Consider the following 18,067-nt stretch of genomic DNA (forward strand, 5'->3'; position numbering starts at 1 on the left):
GGCGCCTGACCCGGGCTGCGGCCGGCAGGCGCCTTCTGCTGTTCGGCGCCGGCATCAAGGGGACCTCGGCGGTTTGATCCACCCCAGCGACCGCTCGACGGCTCGCTGCCAGTTGTCGTATTCCGACTCCCGCCGCTCGGGGGCCATGTCCGGCAGCCATTGAGCGGCCCGGTGCCAGTTGCGACGCAGGACTTGCAGGTCCGTCCAGTAGCCGGCGGCGAGCCCGGCGGCGTAGGCGGCACCGAGGGAGACCGTCTCGGCGACCATGGGCCGCACGACGGGCACGTCGAGTACGTCGGCCACGAACTGCATGAGCAGGTTGTCCGCTGTCATGCCGCCGTCCACCTTGAGCTCCTTCAGGGCGACCGAGGAGTCGGCGTTCATGGCGTCGACGACCTCCCGCGTCTGCCAGCCGGTGGCCTCCAGGACGGCTCGGGCCAGGTGTCCCTTGGTGATGTACGAGGTGAGGCCGACGACGACACCGCGCGCGTCGCTGCGCCAGCGGGGTGCGAACAGACCGGAGAAGGCGGGGACGATGTAGCAACCGCCATTGTCCTCGACGGTCCGCGCGAGGGTCTCGATCTCCGGCGCGCTGCTGATCAGTCCCAGACGGTCGCGGAACCACTGGACCAGCGAACCGGTGACGGCTATCGAACCTTCCAGGGCGTAGACGGTGGGCTGGTCGTCGATCTTGTAGGCGACGGTCGTGAGGAGTCCGTGCCGGGACCGCACGACATCGGTACCGGTGTTGAGCAGCAGGAAGCTGCCCGTTCCGTACGTGCACTTCGCCTCGCCCGGGGAGAAGCAGGTCTGTCCGAACAGGGCGGCCTGCTGGTCACCGAGGGCAGCCGTGATACGGACCCCCGGGAGGACCGAGCGGGCATCGCCGTAGATCTCGGCGGACGAACGGATCTCGGGCAGCATGGGGCGGGGCACCCCGAAGAACGCCAGAAGCTCCTCGTCCCAGGTGAGCGAGCGGATGTTCATCAGCATGGTGCGGCTGGCGTTGGTGGCGTCCGTGATGTGCAGGCCGCCGTCCGCGCCCCCGGTGAGGTTCCAGATCAGCCAGCTCTCCATCGTGCCGAACAGCACCTCGCCGTCCTTGGCGCGCTGTTCCAGCCCATTGACATGGTCGAACAGCCAGCGGATCCGCAGCGCCGAGAAGTAGGTCGAGGGAGGCAGGCCGCACCGCTCGAGGAAGAACTCGTCTCCGGGTTCGTGTCTGAGGTCCTCGACGAGCGGTGCCGTACGGGTGTCCTGCCAGACGACCGCCCGGCCCAACGGGGCACCCGTCCGCCGGTCCCAGAGCACCGTCGTCTCCCGCTGGTTGGCGATGCCGATGGCGGCGACCTCTGCCGCGCCGACACCGGCTCCGGACAAGGCTTCGGGCACGATGCGCAGCAGATTGCGCCAGATCTCGACGGCGTCGTGCTCGACCCATCCGGGCCTGGGAAAGTGCTGCTGGTGCTCCCGCTGGGCGACCGCCACGAGCCGCCCGTGGTGGTCGAACAGAATGCATCGGGTGGAGTTGGTGCCCTGATCAATGGACATCACATACCGTTCAACCATGATCGGGTCTGCCTTCCGATGTGTCGAGGAGGCGGGGGATCACCAGCGAGCTGCCCCCAGGTCTCTGGAGATCGCCCGTGCCGCCTCGCGGAGCAGGGTGATCAGACTCGGCCGGGGACGGCCTTGGCCGTCACAGATCCTCTCGACCGGGCCCGACAGTCCGATCGCGCCGACCACGAGGCCGCCGTGCCCTCGGATCGGCGAGGCGACGCCGGCTTCGCCCATGCTCATTTCCTGGACCTCGGCGGCCCAGTCCAGCTCCCGTACCTCGGCGAGCGCCCGGGTGAGCTGCTCCCGGGAGACCAGGGTGTGCCGGGTGTACGCCTCCAGCCCGGATTCCAGCGCCGGCTCGAGGGACGCGGCCCCGAAGGCCAGCAGAACCTTGCCGAGCGAGGAGGCGTGCAGCGGCAGCAGCGAGCCCACGTCCAGGGTCTGGAGCGTGTCGTCCGGCCGGAACACGTGGTGGACGACGAGGACCTTGCCCTCCAGGGGAGTGCCCAGGCGGACCGATTCCCCACTGCGGGCGGCCAGGGCGTCAGCCCAGTTGATGGAGCGCGACCGCAGCTCGTTGACGTCCAGGTAACTGGTGCCGAGGTGCAGCAGGGCGGCCCCGAGCTGGTACTTCCCGGTCGCCGCGTCCTGTTCCACGAAATCGACATGCTGGAGCGTGCGCAGAATGCCGTGGGCGGTGCCCTTCGCCAGCCCTAGCGAGGCCGCCACCTCGCCGAGCCCGAGGCGGCGGGGCCCACCGGCGAGCAGACGCAGGATCGCCGCCGCCCGTTCGATCGACTGGACTGGGCCGGCCATAGTGCGAGCGTATTACCGCCCTGGAGGGTCCGCTTTACGTGCAGGTGGACGGTTCGCCCCTGGTTGAGGTGGCTCGTTCGGTAATGCCGACCGCCATTCATTGACCGGCCTCGCCGCGCTCCCTACTTTGCTCTGAGGCCCGGCAACCGGCGCTGAGGCCCGGTGTCCAGGCAGCGATCACCCGGAGGAGAGCAGATGGCGGCACAGCTGAATGCGGTGCTTCGGCACGCAGTCGAACATGTCTGCCCGCTGCCACCCGTCCCCGGGGCCGTCTCGGCCGTACGCCGGCGGGTGGGGGCGGTCCTCGCCGCCTGGAACGTGTCCCCGGAGATCGTCGAGGACTCGCTCCTGGTCGTGTCGGAGCTGCTCACCAACGCGGTCGTCCACGCCCTGCCCCCGGCGGAGCTGCGGCTGTCCTGGGTGCGGGGCGACGGGCCCGGCACCCTGCGGGTCGAGGTCACCGACGCGGGACCCGCGCGTGCGGGGCAGTCGCCCGACGGGATCGACCCCGACGAGCACGGCCGGGGCGAGCAGATCGTCCACGCGCTGGCGACTCGGCACGGCATACGCATCCACTCCGGCGGGGTGACCCGGTGGGCCGATCTCGTCGCGGCGTGAGCATGAGCGGCGGCCCGGCTCCGGGTGCCCCCACGACGCCTTGACATCAGGGCAGCATGAGCGGCGGCTCCAGGTGTCCCCACGCCGCCCTCACATCAGGGCGCTGCTCCGAGCAGCCGGGTAGCGGCTGACGGCGCCGACTGCTTCGGACCTGGCCGGTTTGCGAAGCAGGAGCAGCGCCGCGTCATCGTGCAGTCGGCCTCCCACGTGCCCCAGCAACTCGTCATGGAGCGCGGTGAGGGTGCGGGCCGGCTCGTCGCACACATGGCGCTCCAGCCCTTCGGCCAGCGGGTAGAACTCACGGCCGTGGTCGCGGGCCTCGGTGACCCCGTCGGTGTAGAGCAGCAGTTGATCTCCGTCGGCGAAGGGCAGCACCTGGAGGCTGGGAACCTCGCCCGACAGGGCGCGCAGCCCCAGGGGCGGGGCCGGATGGGTGGGATCCACCGCCACGACGCTTCCGGACGCGCGTACCAGCAGCGGAGGCGCGTGTCCGCAGTTGACAACCTCCAGATGCCCTTCCCGCGGGTATCCGGCGACCACAGCGGTCACGAAGTCGTCGTCACTGGCCAGATTGCGCGCCAGGCTCCGCTCGATCCTGCCGACGACGGCGAGGAGATCGGGCTCGTCGTAGGCGGCCTCACGGAAGATGCCGAGCACGAGCGCGGCGGTCCCCACGGCCGTCAGCCCTTTGCCACGCACATCGCCGACGATCATCCTGACCCCGTACGGGGTGGGTATCAGCGCGTAGAGGTCCCCGCCGATACGAGCCTCCGCCGCCGCGGCGCTGTAGCGGACGGCCACCCGGAACGGGCCGACGGTCTCGGGTACCGGCTTGAGCAGCGCGTGCTGAGCGGCCTCCGCGACCGAGCGAACGGCCGCGAGCACCCGTTCACGACGTCCGCGCAACGCGCTGGCCAGGCCACTCGCCAGAGTGACGGCCACCAGGGCGGACAGTACGGCCGCCAGCTCGGAAGCCGGAACACCATCCTGGGCTCCGAGCGTCGCGCCCAGGACCGCGGCGAGCAGACCGACACAGAGGACCCCGCACGGGCCGTTGGTGGTGGCGGCCAGCGCGGGCCCGGCCGCGAGCAGTGGCAGCCAGATCATCCCTGCTCCGCCGAAGGCATCGACGAGCACGACGACGGAGACGATCAGCACGGGCAGTACGGGCAGTACGGGCGTGCCGGCGGCCAACTGTGCGGCGGGGCGTGTCCGGGCGAATGCTCCGAGACAGCGCACCGGGTTCCGGAACGGCCGCATCGGCCAGTGGGCGCCACCGTGGTCTCGGGCCTGAGTCATGTTTCGTCCGCAGTCCTCACCTGTGTGGGGGATGCACTCCCGGAATGTCCGTTTCATCCAGGAAACGGTGTTCGACTCAGGCGCCACAAGGACTGGGATTTCAGATAGTGAGCGACAGGCTCCTGGTCACGCGGTTCGCGGTCGGGATCAGCCGCGCCAGGATCTCCTCGAGCCGGGAAACCCGGTCCGCCGGCAGTGAGACGCCGAGCGAGCCGAGGGTGTCCCCGCTGTAGACGGGCACGGCGACGCAGACGGTGCCGAGGGCGTACTCCTCCAGGTCCGTGACGGCCGGGGCCACGGGTGAGGAGTCGAGCCGCCTGAGCAGTTCCGGAGGGCTGGTGATGGTGCGTGGCGTGAGGTCGGCGAGGGAGTGCCGGGAGAGGTAGTCCTTGCGCGAGTCGTCGTCCAGTTCGCGCAGCACGCACTTGCCCAGAGCGGTGGCGTGCCCGGCGTCCTCGAATCCCACCCAGAGGTCCGCCCGGGGCGCCCGGGGGCCGTCGACGATCTCGGCGATCCGGATCTCGCCCCCCTCGTAGAAGGTGAGGTAGGTGGCGATCGCGAACTCGTCCCGCAGCGCGGCGAGCGTGGGACGGACCCGGCTCAGCATCGCCTGCCCGCGGCCCGTGGTGCGCAGTGTCTGCAGCTTGTCGCCGAGGATGAACCCGCCGTCGTCCAGCTTCCGCACGTATCCGTCGTGCACCAGCGTCCGCAGCAGGTGGTAGGCGGTGGCCAGGGGCAGGCCCGCCTCACGCGCCAGCTGCTTCGCCGGCGCGCCGTTCTCGTGCGCGCTCGCCGCCTCCAGCAGGCGGAAAGCCCGCTGCACGGACGTGATGAGCGTCGGACCGTCCTGAGCAGCCATACGACCAGCGTGCGCCCGGTTCCCTGGCGCAGGCAAGGCGCGCACAGTCCGTCACCGCTCCGCACCGTCCGTCGTGACTCCGCAACAGAAGGGCGCCTGACGAGGGAAGTACCCGTCAGGCGCCCTGGATGGTTTCTTGTCGGTGTCTGCTGCTACTCGCAGGTCCCGGCGAACGTCGCCCGGGTCACCACGTCCGTCGCCGCCGATGTCGTGTCCAGCCAGGCGATGCGCTGTCCGTCACCGAGGGACGGGGCGAGCTGCGCGCCGGACGAGCACGACACCCGGGTGAACTGACCCTGCCCGGCGACCAGGTCGGCGGTCCCGGCGACCTTCACCCGGGTGGGGCCGGTCCAGGAACCGAGTGCTCCCCAGAGGTCGTACGTCGAGTACGCGAGGTAGTCGTCGGTGACCGAGAACTGTGCGACGTACAGGCTCGTCGGGAACTTGAGGTTCTTCATCTGCGTCAGGTCGGAGACCGGTGCGGAGCCGATGGACGTGCTCGGGATCAGGAAGCCGCCGCTGACGCGGTAGAAGACACGGTCCGAGGTGAGCTGGATGTCGGAGAGCTCGTTGAACAGCCACCCGGAGATCCGCTTGCTCTGAGTGGTGCCGGTGGCGAGGTCGTACACGTACAGGTATGTGCCGTCCGTGCCGCCCGCCCATGCGACCGTGCCGTTCTTCATGGCGAGTCGCGCCGCCCTGGTGCCGGCCTCGGGTGTCAGGTTCACGGTCGTGCCGTCCGCCTTGCGCAGCATGACGTCCTGCTCGCCGTCGGACGTGGTGCTGATGTAGGCGAGGGCACCGTCTTCCGTGACAGGTTCGGTCTCGTCGGCCTCCGGGGTGTCGACAAGCTTCTTGATCGCGCCCTGGCCCTTGTCACCGGCCTCGTAGATACCGACACCGTCGGCCGCGACGCGCGTGAAGACGATTCGGTCGTCGTCGATCGAGGGGTCGATCAGGTAGGCGTCGTCCTCGGCGAGTTCGTGGTCGGACACGCCGTGCTGCTTGCTGAAGCGGCCGACGGTGATGCCGAAGGCTGCGGAGCCCTCGCCCCAGGCGACGGCGTCGCCGTGGCCGATGGCGTAGACGTCACCGGAGATCTGCGCGGCCTGCTCGTCGATGCCGCCGTACACCTCGTACGCGGGCAGGATGTCGGCGCCGATGGTGGTGCCGTCGTGGGTGCCGCCCTTCTGCTCCCAGCCCTCCTCGATGCCGTGGTCGTCGAAGGCCTGGGCGATGGCGGCCTGGTCGGCCGCGGAGACCTTCAGCGACTTGGCCGCGAGGGTGACGGCGTTACGCATGTCCGTGAAGCCGGACAGCGGGGTGAGGTAGTTCTGCGCGGCCCGGTAGACGATCTGGTCCGCGAGCTTGGTGTCGAGGTGCTTGCGCATGTCCCACAGGGCGCCGCCGACGATGGTGGAGTTGTAGTGCACACCGCCGTTGTCGATGTCGAGCGTGATCGGCTCGTAGTCCTGCTGCGCGTTCCGGCCGTCGTTGAGGTCGCGCAGTGCGCAGTCCGCGAGCGGCTTGGTGCCGTTGCACAGGTACTCGCCGATCAGCCCCGACGTCGGGTCGTCCATGGCGATGCCCTTGTCGGCGGTCTCCATGGCGTTGCCGAAGTAGTCGGATATCGCCTCGTTCAGGGCACCGGACTGGTTGAGGTAGACGAGACCCGCGCTGTGCTCGGTGACGCCGTGCGTCATCTCGTGGCCGACCACGTCGAGGCCGACCGAGAGCGGTACGCCGTCCATGTGGCCGTAGACCATCTTGGAGCCGTCCCAGAAGGCGTTGGCGTAGTCCTTGCCGTTGCTGGAGACGTTCACGACCGAGTAGACGCTGCCGCCCTTGCCGTCGATGCCGTCACGGCCGATCTCGTTCTTGTAGAACTCGTAGACCTTCGCGGCGTTGACGTGGGCGTCCACCGCCCCCGACGTGGTGTTCGCGCCGTCGAAGCGGCTGGTCGCCGAGGTGACCAGCGGCACGTCGTCGCCGACGGCGCCGCCCGCCACGTCCGCGTAGTTCTGGCGCTGCGCGTCGTAGGTGCGGATCTGACCGCCGGTCGTCGCGTACATGGTGCGCGTGGAGTCGACCAGCGCGTACGAACCGTCCGCTTGACTGTCCGCGTTCAGCTCGACCTCGGTGCCGTCGACGCGGACACCGGTCGCCACGACGGGTGTGGCGTCTGCGGCGTCGATGTTGTTGTACGACAGCGCCAGACCGCCGACACGGGCGTCGACGTAGGCCTCCTGGCGGACCAGGCTGCCGTCGCGTTCGGCCCCGGTGACGGTGAAGTGCCAGGCGAGCCGTCCGCCCTGGGCGTTGGGCAGCACGGTCAGACCGTGACTGGTGGTCTTGGCGCCCTCGATTCCGGCGAGGTGGCTGTCGAGGCTGAACAGGCGCTTCTCGGCGGTGGACTCGTCGACCTTCGGGGTGGTGGAGACCGTCAGGTCGGTGTAGAGCGTGCCGGTGGCGGAGGTGACCTGTTGCGCCTCACCAGCCGACTCGGTCTGTACGGCGTACTCGGCGCCGAACACGGGGACACCGTCGTGGAGCTGCTGGAACCGGACCGAGGACTGCTTGCCGTCCTTGGTGGTCTTCAAGGTCTTCAGGTCCGAGACGGGTACCTGATAGATGTCCTGATGCTTCTTCAGGTGTGCGCGCGCCGCCTCTGCGGGGGTGCCCTCGATCGGTGCGTCGCCCAGGTCCTGCGTCATCGACGGGGCGACCGGCACGGGTGACGTCGCCTCGGCCGTCGCGCCGGTGACCGGGGTGTCCTGCGCCCAGGCGGGTCCGGTCAGGAGCGCGGAACCAGTGACCGCCGTGACAACCGTCGCTGTGACGGTGCGCCATATACGTCTCGTTCTCACAGCACTCTTTCCATCGCATGGAAGCGCGTGGGCCTCGACGACCCCAGCGCGTGAAGTGCCTTGATGTTTCGGCACGGTCCCTGCGCAGTACAAGCAATCCCGGTGGCGCAAAAGCGCCGTGGCGACAATGCGCCGTGCGGCGCGCCCCGCTCAGGTCCGTTCAGTCCGCCCATCCGGACTGTGCCGCGTGCCATCCCAGTTGGAAGCGGGTCGACGCGTCCGCTCGTTCCATCAGGTTGTGCAGTCGGCGCTGCACGGTGCGGCGCCCGATGCCCAACTGGCGGGCGATCGCCGCGTCGGTGAGGCCGATGCGCAGCAGCCCGAGGATCTGCCGGTCGAGCGGCTCGACCGAGGAGTCCGGACGGGCCGGGCTCGATGTCTCCCCTGCGCCGCCGAGCCGCCTTCCCTGGCTGAAGTACTGCTCGAACAGCGCCGTCAGGGCGGTCAGCAGCCCGCTGCGGTGCACGACCAGCGCGACCGGTTCGGTCTCGTCGCGTTCCGGGTCGAGGGGCAGCAACGCCACCCGCCGGTCCACGATGAGCATTTTGATCGGCAGCTGCCGCACGACGGCGATCTGCTGTCCCTCGGCGGCGAGCTGCCCGAGCATGGCCGCCGAGTCCGGGTGCTCGAGCAGGTCCCGCTCCACCACCGAGCGCAGTACCACACCACGGCGCATCGACTCGCGCTCCGCCTCGTCGGCGTTGTCCGCGATGGTGATGGCGACCGGTTGTGTCACCGGGACCAGGGAGCACGCCTCGTGCTCGGCCTGGCGCTGCATGGCGATCAGCCGGCGCCGTATCGCCACACCGCCCGAGAGCACCTCGACCGGTGCGCCCGCCGCACGCCCTTGCGCGGCGCGATGGCGCTCGGCGAGATCCGCGACCAGGAACTCCACCCGGTGCAGGGCGGATCGGTGCGACTCGAGCAGGGGTCCCAGCGCGAGGACCGGAGACGCGGCGCGGTACCGGGGAGCGCCACCGTCGTCGGCCTGGCGGCAGTGGGCGAGTCCCTGCTCGACCAGAGCGTCCAACGCACGGTTCACCACGGCCTCGCCCAACAGACCGGCCAGGTCGGCCGGTTCGCTGTTGGGCCGGTCCACCAGCAGCCGGTAGACCGTGTCCTCGTCCGGGCCCAGGCCGAGCAGCGTCAGCAGGGACACCTCAGCGGGGGCGGCGGCAGGTTCGAGGGTCAACGGCGCGCCTCGTTCCGTCGCGTGCAGGACGTACGGAACTCCAGCAGCCCGGCCCGGACTCCGACAGCTCGGCCTCCCTCGACGCCGCACATGTCCGTCATCCGCCCACCCTTCCCCACTCCATGCCCCATGCGACACCTTGATCATCTTCGTGCGACAGTCAGATTAGTCATGCGGTGCCGTCCTGTCGCAGGCGCAGCGGACCGCGGTCAGCCGGTCAGCCGGTCAGTGCCGCACGGCGGCGGAAGAGTTCCTCGGCGGCGGTCTGGGCATGCAGCCGGACCTGTTCGGTGTCGACGGTGAGTACCCGGCCGCCGTCGACGAGGAGTCTGCCGTCGACCCAGACCCGGTCGACGTCGGCGGCGCCGGCGGAGAAGACCAGGTGGGCGACGGCGTTGAAGTCGGCGCCGTGCAGCAGGGGGGTGGTGTGCAGGGCGCGGAGGTCGACGGTGACGACGTCCGCCTTCTTGCCCGGCTCCAGGGATCCGGTCACCGCGTCCAGGCCCAGGGCGCGGGCGCCGTCCAGCGTGGCCATGGCGAGGATGTCCCAGGGGTCGCCAGTGGTGGGGTCGAGGGTGGACACCTTCTGGAGGAGCGAGGCGAACTTCATCTCCTCCAGCAGGTCCAGGTTGTTGTTCTCCTTCTCGCCGTCGCTGCCGAGGCCGACCGCGATGCCCTTGCGGCGCATGTCGATGACGCGGGCCGGACCGGAGGACAGCTTCATGTTGGAGCAGGGACAGTGGGCCACGCTCGTGCCGGTCCGGGCGAGGAGTTCGATCTCGCGGTCGTCGAGCCAGACACAGTGCGCGACCACCGTACGGGGGCCGAGAATGCCCCTGTTGTAAAACTCCTCGATCGGGCGGCGCCCGAACCGCCGCAGGCACTCCTCGACTTCCCAGATCGTCTCGGAGGAGTGCGTGTGCAGCCCGGTGTCGAATTCGTCGGCGAGCGCGGCCGCCGCCCTGAATGCCTCGACGCTGCAGTAGAACAGGTGCTCCAGGCCCACCCACGAACGCACCCGGTCGTCCGCGTAGGTCCGGTACTTCTCCAGGAGCCGCCGGTTGCTCTCCAGGGTCTCGAAGTAGTCGTATCCGGGCAGGTCCGCGACGTACGGGACAAGGGTGGCGCGGATTCCGGTCCGCTCGGCCGCGTGCGCGGAGCCCTCCATATGGCGCCACATGTCCATCACGGAGGTGGTGCCCGCCCGCAGCGACTCGGTGTAGCAGAGCAGTGAGGCGGCCTCGGCGATCTCCGGGGTGAGCGCCTTGTGGGCGGGGTCGACATAGTCCCGTAGCCAGTCCCACAGGGACTTGGACTCCGCCGTGCCGCGCAGGAGGCCCGAGTGCAGGTGGGTGTTGTGCAGTCCGGGGATCACCGCTCGCCCGGTCGCGTCGACCACCTCGGCGTCGGCGGCGGCCGCGTCGAGGTCCTCGACCGTTCCCACGGCGACGATCCTGCCGTCCTCGATCAGGACCGAACCCGGGTCGTACACCGCCTTGCCGCCCTCACAGGGGATGACGATGCCGTTGCGGATCAGGGTGCGGGTCATGGCGCAGCTCCTTGTGCGGTGGGGGTCAGTTCCAGAAGTCGGCGTGCACGGCGGCCGCCTGCTCGTGCAGGCACGGGCCGAGGACGTCGACCAGCCGCTGCCCGGCGGCGAACACCTCCCGGCAGGGCAGTGCCATCGTCGGGTTCTCCGCGTTCGCGCCGGTGAGCGCGAGGAGTTCGTCCTCCCCGAGCGCGTACACGACCCGCCCGATACCGCTCCAGTACACGGCTCCCGCGCACATCGCGCAGGGCTCGGTGCTGGTGTAGAGCGTGGCCCGGGCCAGTTCCGCGCGGCTGTACGCCCGGGAGGCGAGCCGTACGAGATTGGTCTCGGCGTGCCCGGTGGCGTCCCGTCCGGTCACCACCGTGTTGCCGGCCTCGAGCACCGCCGCACCGCCGAGCACCAGCAGGGAGCCGAAGGGATGGTTGCCGTCCTGGCGTGCGCGGGCGGCGAGTTCGATCGCGGTCAGGAGGAACTTCTCGTCCTCGGCCGTGAGGGTCTCCGGCATGGGCTCTCCTTGAGTGAAGTGATGGATCATTCGGCACGGGCTACTCGGCGGCGACTGCCGCCGCGCCCGCCGGCACGGTGGCGGGCGTCGGCTTCCAGGCCGTCAGGGCGGCGTACGACAGAGCCGCGACGGCGAAGCCGACAAGCAGCCCCAGGGATCCGACGGCCGGGTGGGCCGTGGCTATCGGGCCGGTGTACAGGGACTGGTTCATGAAGGGGATTTCGACGGTCACGGCGAGCAGCACCGCGGGCAGTCCCCAGCCGAAGCGGTGACCAGGGTCGTACAGCTTGGACATGGCGGGGCGACCGCGCTCGCGCCACCAGCAGGCCGTGACGATCACCGCGGCCCAGGGCGCCAGCCAGTACCCGGTCATCAGCAGGAAGTCCTGGAGATGCCGGGCGAAGTCACCGTGGGCGGCGTACCAGGACAGGGCCGTGCCGAGTCCGCCGACCACCAGCACCGACACCCAGCGCGGGATGGTGAAGCCGGCGACGAGCGCGGCCATCGCGCCCGAGTACAGGTCGATGACGGTCGAGGCGAGCGTGGACAGCAGCAGGGACAGCAGGACGACGGTGCCCAGCATGTCGGGCAGCAGACGGCTCACCGTCGAGCTGGGGTCGGCGACCGCACCGGCCGTCCCGAGCGCCGCGCCCAGGACGCCGATCCACACCCCGGCCACCGCGCTGCCGCCGCCCGCGGCCAGGAAAACCCGACCGGGGCGTGCGGTGGCGGGCAGATAGCGGCTGTAGTCGGAGGCGTACGCCGACCAGCCGATCACCCGGGCCGCGGAGACCGCGACGACCAGCAGGAACGCGGCCGTCGGACCGGCGGCCGGCTCGCCCGGCGCCTCGGCCCCGGCCTCTTTGAAGCCGTACACCGAGACCACCGCGAAGACGATCACGAGGAGGACGGCGAGTCCGCGCTCCATGTAATGGATCAGCCGGTAGCCGATGACGGCGATCAGCAGCTGGCCGGCCGCCATGAGCAGCAGCGCGGGTGCGAGACCCATGCCGGTCAGGTCTCGCAGGATGAAGACGCCGAGCAGGGTGTCCACCACGCACCAGCCGACGCCGTTGACCACAGTGAAGGCCGCCGAGGGCAGATTGCCGAGGCGCCCGAACGGGCCACGCGACTGGATGAGTTGCAGAGCGCCGGTGAGCGGGCCCCGGGTGGAGAACAGGCCGACCAGGGCCGAACTCAGCAGCGTGCCGAGGGTGACGGCGAGGGCAGCCGGCAGGAGGTCCAGGCCGAACACCGAGGTGGACAGGGCACCCACGCTGAGCGTCGCGAACTGCACGTTCGCGCCGAACCACAGGGTGAACAGGGACCAGGGGCGGCCGTGGCGCCGATCGGCGGGCACCGGTTCGACACCGGCCAGTTCGACGTCGAGGGCCTTCTCGAACGGTGGTGGAGCGGCAGGGGATGAGTCAGCACGCATGGCGGTCTCCTCGCAGGCTCGCAGAAGGGAGGGATGGTGGGGCGTGCGGCTCGGGCGGGTGGACATCAGTGAACCCGCGGCGCGTCCTCGCCGGGACTGCGCACTCGTACAGACCACGGGCCTGATCGGCGCTTCGGCCTCGTACTATGCTCCAGTCCCCGTGCGCGCCGGTGCGCATGTCCGTAACACGCGCCGTCCGTCCGGCGAGAAGGAGGACGACCGGTGCTGCTGTCCGATCTGCTCGACCTGCCCCACCTGGGCCTCGTCCCCGTGGTCGCCCCGGCCGCCGCCGACCTGCGGATACGCGGCGTCTATACCACCGACCTGCCCGACCCGGGCCGCTATCTCGAAGGCGGCGAGCTGGTCCTCACCAGCAGCACCTGGTATCGGAGGGCACACGACGCCGACGTCTTCGTCGCGGCCCTCGCCTCGGCGGGCGCCGCCGGGCTGGTCGCGGGCACCGCGATGCTCGGCGAACTCCCCAACGCGCTGCCCCGGTCCTGCGAACGGCACGGACTCGCGCTCTTCACGGTCGACGACGACGTGTCCTTCGCGACCCTGACCGAGACCGTCCTGGCCGCCCTCGCCCGCCGTCCGCCGCACGCCGGTCTGCACCGAGAACTGATCGCGAGCATGGCCTCCGGCGCCGGGCCCGAAGGGCTCGCGGAGGTCTTCACGCGTGCCACCGGCATCGGGTGTGCGGTGCTCTCCGCGACCGGCCGGCCCCTCACCCGCGGCGGAACGGCCGGAGCAGCGGACGGGAACGACCACCTCGGCCGGGCGCACCGGGAGGCTCTCGCGAGCGGTTCCTTCCCCTGCGTACAACCCGTCCCGGGCAAGGGCGGAAGCCTCACCTTCTTTCCGGTCCAGTCCCCCGTCGCGCGCCGGCCGCCCGCCGCCTACCTCGCCGCGGCCGGCGACTTCCGCGACTGGGCGCCGGGCGTCGCGGACGCCGCCGCAGAGGTGTGCACGCTGCTCGCCATGGACCGGGTCGCGCGGCAGGAGAGCCGTCGGATCGAAGAGCGACTGCTGCGTGAAGCGGTCGACCTCCTGCGGGAAGGCGAGGCGGACGGGGCCGAGAGCCGGCTGCGCGGCCTCGGCCTCGACCCCGGCTCGCCGATGCGTGCCGTGTACGTCGGCACGTCCGGGGGCCCGTACGGTGGCGAACTGGCCGCCGTCGTCCTCGACGACGTGGCCGCACGGATCCCCGGCTGCTCGGCCGCCATCGCCGAAGCGGACACCGACGCCTGCCTGATGCTCGTACCGGCCACCGGGGCCGGCGAGGAGATCCGTACGCCCGCCGCGCAGGTCGAGGAGGCGATCCGTGGGCTCGGCCCGCTCCTCGTACACGGCTGGGCCGCCGTGGGCACGGGCAAGCCCGGCACCGGAGCGGCCGGGCTGCGCAGGTCGCTGGAGGAGGCGGGCCACCTGCTGCGCATCGCCAGGCTGGGCAGCGGCACCTACCGCACCGCCGACGACGCCGCGCTCTCCTCCTACCTGCTGCTGCTTGCCTCCGTGCCCGACGAGGTACGGCAGCTCTATCGCGACCGGCTCATCGGCGTACTGGAGCGGTACGACAAGCAGCACAGGAGCGACCTGATCGGCACCCTCACCACGTTCCTGGACGCCTCCGGATCCTGGAACCGCTGCGCCGATCAGCTCCACGTCCACGTCAACACCCTGCGCTACCGCCTCCATCGAATCGAACAGCTCACCGGCCACAGCCTGACGACGCTGCGCGACCGGGTGGACTTCTGCCTGGCTCTCAGCATTCGCTGAGAGCGGCGTGACGCCGCTTCCCCGACGCCTCGACGTCCGCCGATCATGGGGCGACGAAGCGAATCACCCTGTCCCGGAGGTACGTCGATGCCGCATCCCCACACCGGTTCCTCTGACCCGGAGTCCGTCAACGCCGGCGTCTGGCAGGCCTACGGAGCTCATCACCTCCGGCGCGGCACCGTCCTGGAGGAGGCTGAGCGACTCGACTGGGGACTGCCGGGAGTGGGACCCGGGGCCGAGATTCTCGGCGAGCTGGCCGGCCGGCGGGTCCTGGATCTCGGCTGCGGTACGGCACGGCACGCCGCGCACCTCGTACGGGCGCACGGAGCGGTGGTGGACGCGGTCGAGGCGTCAGCGACCCAGTACGAGCGGGCCCGGGCCCGCTACGGCTCGCTGCCCGGGCTGCGTCTCGTCAGGGCCGACGCGGTCGAGCACCTGCGCACGGCAGGTCCGTACGACGTCGTCTACTCGGTCAACGCCGTCCCGTACCTGGATCCCCGCCGGCTGTTGCCCGCCCTCGCCACCGCGCTCGCGCCCGGTGGAACGCTGTGCTTCTCGGCGCTGCACACCAACTCGCTCGGTGACGGGCCCTCTTCGGTCCTGGAGTCGCGGCCCGAGCCCCTGCGGTTCGCCGGCGGTGGCGAGCACACGGTACGGATGTGGGTGCTCGCCCCGCAGGTGTGGGAAGAGCTGCTCGCCGAGCACGGACTGCGGGTCGAGGGCGTCGACGTCCTCGACCCGCCGGAGCCCGGCAACCAGGCCTCCTACCGCATCTTCCGGGCCCGACGGCCGGCGCGCGTCTCCTCCCGCCCCCGCACCGGCCTGCCGCCGGTCGCGCACGCGGCACTCGGCGTCGGCGCGATCCTGTACGGGCCGCACGGTCTGCTGCTGGGCCGGCACCGCCGGGGCACGTGGGAGCTGCCCGGCGGGACGGTGGAGCCCGGGGAGTCGCTCCAGGAGGCGGTCGTCCGTGAACTCGCGGAAGAGACCGGGCTCGTGACGGCCCCGTCCGACGTGCGGCTGCTGGGCACCCTCGTCGACCACGTGGGCGGCGTCGTGCGGATGACGGTGGCGTCCGTCGTCACCGCCTGGCGCGGCGAACCCGCCGACCAGCCGGACGAGCGCGTCGGCGACTGGCGCTGGTACGACCTGGAACACCTGCCACCGGCCCTGTTCGTGTGCAGCGCCCAGGCCCTCACGGCTTGGCGGCCCGGTCTGCCGATCGACCATCTGCCCGCCCGCTTCACGCCGTACGCGCAATGACCGCCGGTCACACCGGGCTGCTCCCCGGGGCCGCGCTCGGGCTGACCAGCCCCGTCTCGTAGGCCACCACCACGGCCTGGGCGCGGTCGCGCAACGACAGCTTGGTGAGGATGCGGGATACGTGGGTCTTGACGGTCGCCTCGGACAGGTGGAGGCGGGCGGCGAGTTCGGCGTTGCTCAGCCCCTCGGCGAGCAGGCGCAGCACGTCGAGCTCGCGGGGTGTCAGGCCGGCCAGGTCGCGGTGGAGAGCGGCCGTCTCGGCGCCGGTGCGGGCGAAGCGTTCGACGAGGCGGCGGGTGATGGCGGGGGCGAGGAGCGCGTCGCCCGCGCGGACCGTGCGGATGGCGGCGACCAGGTGCTCGGGCGTGACGTCCTTGAGGAGGAAGCCGCTTGCTCCCGCGGACAGCGCCGCGTAGACGTAGTGGTCGAGGTCGAAGGTGGTCAGCATGACCACGCGAGGGGTGTCCTGTGCGCCGCTGCCGAGAATGCGCCGGGTCGCCTCCAGGCCGTCCATCTCGGGCATCCGGATGTCCATCAGCACGACGTCGGGCCGAGTGCGCCGGACCGCCTCCACGGCCTCGGCACCGTCCTTGGCCTCGGCGGTCACCTCGATGCCGTCGGCGCCGAGGATCAGCCCGAAACCGGTGCGCACCAGGGCCTGGTCGTCGGCGACCACGACGCGCAGCGAGGGGTTCACAGGTTCTCCAGGGGGATCAGGGGTGGTACGTCGATGTGGAGGGCTTCGGCGCCCGGCCGCAGGCGGGCCTGGATCCCCGCGTGCAGGGCCCACCGGCATGCTCGTCACCGCCTCATTGTCGTGAACGCCTGCGTCCGCCGGCATCCTTCCGCCGGCCGATCCCGCGTACATCCGCCGACTACGTCTCAGGTATGACTCCAGCCGCACTCCCCGGCGCGGTACGGGAACGCACGAAATAAGCCGGAACCACGCCGGAATCACCCGAAGGCGGCCGTTCCCTCACTCGTTCTCGTGCAGTCGGCCCTCCGACACCGCGGCGTGAGACACCCTCTGGTGAACTTCCCCTGAGAGCTGGGAGAGTTGCCGCGACTTCAGGGGGGCCATGTGACACGACGTCAGACATGGTGCGAGGCAGGCAGATCGGTACTGACGGTTCTCACGGCGTTCAGTGCGTTGGCCGGTGCCGCTCTGGTGGGGGCCGCACCGGCCGACGCCGCGCAGAGCGTCGCGGTCGCACCGGGCGTGGCGTACCGGCAGTTCGACATCCAGGGGGCCAAGGGGGTGACGCACGCCCATGTGTTGAGCATCGACCTGCGCAAGCGCGTACGCCTCGGCCTGCTGTACCCCGGGGCGGTGGCGGCGCGGGGCACGATCTCAGGGCTGGCCAACGCCCAGGGTGCCGTCGCGGGCGTCAACGGGGACTTCTTCAACATCACCGAGACCCAGCACCCGGGCGTGCAGGCGACCGGCGCGAGCGTGGGACCGGCGATCGCGGCCGGCCGGATACTCAAGGGGGCGGTGCCGGACGGGCAGCGGTTCGGCCCCGGGCTGCCGCCGGGCACGAACACCAGGGAGGTGCTGGGCGTCGGTTCCGACTGGCGGGCCCGGCTCGACCGGCTGACCCTCGACGGATCCATCCGCACGCCCACGGAAACGCTCCCGCTCGGCGGGCTCAACCAGTACGCGCTGCCGGTGGGTTCCGTCGGCGCCTTCACCTCGGACTGGGGCAGCGTCTCCCGGGTGCGGGCCACCTGCGGGACGGACACCGACCGGGCCGCGGCGTGCAGCACGGACACCTACGAGGTGGCGGTCAGGAACGGCAAGGTCGTGTCGCTCGCCGACACCCCCGGCAGTGGCGCCATCGCCCCGGGCACCATCGTCCTCGTCGGCCGTGAGGCGGGCGCGCAGCAACTGCGCAAGTTCTTCAAGGGCGAGGCGGTGACGGTGACGCACAAGCTGGTGGCCTCCGGGAGCCGCATCCCGTACCGCTTCGCCCTGGGCGGCTATCCGGTCCTGCGCAAGGGAACGCCGCTGGCAGGCCTCGACGACTCGGTCTCGGCCGTACGCACCGCCGTGGGCATCTCGGACGGCGGGCGGCGCATGGTCCTGCTCGCGCTGGACGGCGCGCCCGCGTACCGCAGCGGGCTGACGATCGCCGAAGTGGCGGACGCCCTGCGGGACCTGGGGGCGGTCGACGGCTTCAGCCTGGACGGCGGCGGGTCGTCGACCCTGGTGGCCCGGGCGCCGGGCGCGACCAAGGTCTCCGTGCGCAACCACCCTTCGGACGGTGCGGAACGCGCCGTGGCCAACGGGATCGGAGTCTTCACGATCAAATGACCCCG

Annotated in this window: 14 protein-coding genes; 4 read left to right on the forward strand and 10 right to left on the reverse strand. The window is 70.9% G+C overall.

The genetic code is table 11. The features are described from left to right. Window positions 1–54: 54 nt before the first annotated feature. A complete protein-coding gene (gene glpK, locus ABT114_RS30010) occupies window positions 55–1,569 on the reverse strand; it encodes a glycerol kinase GlpK (protein ID WP_351146008.1) in 1,515 nt (504 codons plus the stop codon). A gap of 39 nt (window positions 1,570–1,608) precedes the next feature. Continuing rightward, window positions 1,609–2,376 carry an IclR family transcriptional regulator gene (locus ABT114_RS30015; RefSeq protein ID WP_351146009.1) on the reverse strand — a complete coding sequence of 256 codons (768 nt, stop codon included), beginning with the start codon at window positions 2,374–2,376 and terminating at the stop codon, window positions 1,609–1,611. 195 nt (window positions 2,377–2,571) lie between these two features. Here ABT114_RS30015 and ABT114_RS30020 point away from each other — a divergent pair, with 195 nt between their 5' ends. Then, on the forward strand, window positions 2,572–2,994 hold the full coding sequence (locus ABT114_RS30020) for an ATP-binding protein (RefSeq protein WP_351146010.1): 423 nt from the start codon (window positions 2,572–2,574) through the stop codon (window positions 2,992–2,994). Between the two features lie 90 nt (window positions 2,995–3,084). Here the strand turns inward: ABT114_RS30020 and ABT114_RS30025 are convergent, their stop codons facing one another. The 7 genes from ABT114_RS30025 to ABT114_RS30055 form a co-directional block, all read right to left on the reverse strand. Further along, window positions 3,085–4,293 (reverse strand): PP2C family protein-serine/threonine phosphatase, encoded by a 1,209-nt coding sequence (locus ABT114_RS30025; protein ID WP_502988417.1) that lies wholly within the window; start codon window positions 4,291–4,293, stop codon window positions 3,085–3,087. A 100-nt stretch (window positions 4,294–4,393) separates the two neighbouring features. After that, window positions 4,394–5,152, reverse strand: coding sequence for an IclR family transcriptional regulator (locus ABT114_RS30030; protein ID WP_351146011.1), 759 nt, complete (start codon window positions 5,150–5,152; stop codon window positions 4,394–4,396). A gap of 152 nt (window positions 5,153–5,304) precedes the next feature. After that, on the reverse strand, window positions 5,305–8,019 hold the full coding sequence (locus ABT114_RS30035) for a M4 family metallopeptidase (RefSeq protein ID WP_351146012.1): 2,715 nt from the start codon (window positions 8,017–8,019) through the stop codon (window positions 5,305–5,307). Window positions 8,020–8,179: 160 nt separating this feature from the next. Then, window positions 8,180–9,211, reverse strand: coding sequence for a helix-turn-helix domain-containing protein (locus tag ABT114_RS30040; RefSeq protein ID WP_351146013.1), 1,032 nt, complete (start codon window positions 9,209–9,211; stop codon window positions 8,180–8,182). 217 nt (window positions 9,212–9,428) lie between these two features. Beyond that, entirely contained in the window at window positions 9,429–10,760 is a 1,332-nt protein-coding gene (locus ABT114_RS30045) for an amidohydrolase family protein (protein ID WP_351146014.1), read from the reverse strand. 25 nt (window positions 10,761–10,785) lie between these two features. After that, window positions 10,786–11,268, reverse strand: a complete 483-nt coding sequence (locus ABT114_RS30050) for a nucleoside deaminase (RefSeq protein WP_351146015.1) — start codon at window positions 11,266–11,268, stop codon at window positions 10,786–10,788. 40 nt (window positions 11,269–11,308) lie between these two features. Beyond that, complete coding sequence (locus ABT114_RS30055; RefSeq protein ID WP_351146016.1) at window positions 11,309–12,706, reverse strand: purine-cytosine permease family protein; 1,398 nt, start codon at window positions 12,704–12,706, stop codon at window positions 11,309–11,311. A 222-nt stretch (window positions 12,707–12,928) separates the two neighbouring features. Between ABT114_RS30055 and ABT114_RS30060 the strand changes: the two genes are divergently transcribed. After that, window positions 12,929–14,485 carry a helix-turn-helix domain-containing protein gene (locus ABT114_RS30060; protein WP_351146017.1) on the forward strand — a complete coding sequence of 519 codons (1,557 nt, stop codon included), beginning with the start codon at window positions 12,929–12,931 and terminating at the stop codon, window positions 14,483–14,485. An 87-nt stretch (window positions 14,486–14,572) separates the two neighbouring features. After that, the gene (locus ABT114_RS30065) at window positions 14,573–15,748 is read left to right on the forward strand and encodes a bifunctional class I SAM-dependent methyltransferase/NUDIX hydrolase (protein ID WP_351146018.1); all 1,176 of its coding nucleotides are present in this window, start codon (window positions 14,573–14,575) and stop codon (window positions 15,746–15,748) included. 7 nt (window positions 15,749–15,755) lie between these two features. On the opposite strand, the gene ABT114_RS30070 is transcribed toward ABT114_RS30065, so the two are convergent. Beyond that, window positions 15,756–16,445 (reverse strand): response regulator, encoded by a 690-nt coding sequence (locus tag ABT114_RS30070; protein WP_351146019.1) that lies wholly within the window; start codon window positions 16,443–16,445, stop codon window positions 15,756–15,758. A gap of 426 nt (window positions 16,446–16,871) precedes the next feature. Here ABT114_RS30070 and ABT114_RS30075 point away from each other — a divergent pair, with 426 nt between their 5' ends. Beyond that, window positions 16,872–18,062, forward strand: coding sequence for a phosphodiester glycosidase family protein (locus ABT114_RS30075; RefSeq protein ID WP_502988419.1), 1,191 nt, complete (start codon window positions 16,872–16,874; stop codon window positions 18,060–18,062). Window positions 18,063–18,067 lie beyond the last annotated feature (5 nt).

Source organism: Streptomyces sp. NPDC002088 (genome assembly GCF_040296605.1).
GTDB lineage: Bacteria > Actinomycetota > Actinomycetes > Streptomycetales > Streptomycetaceae > Streptomyces.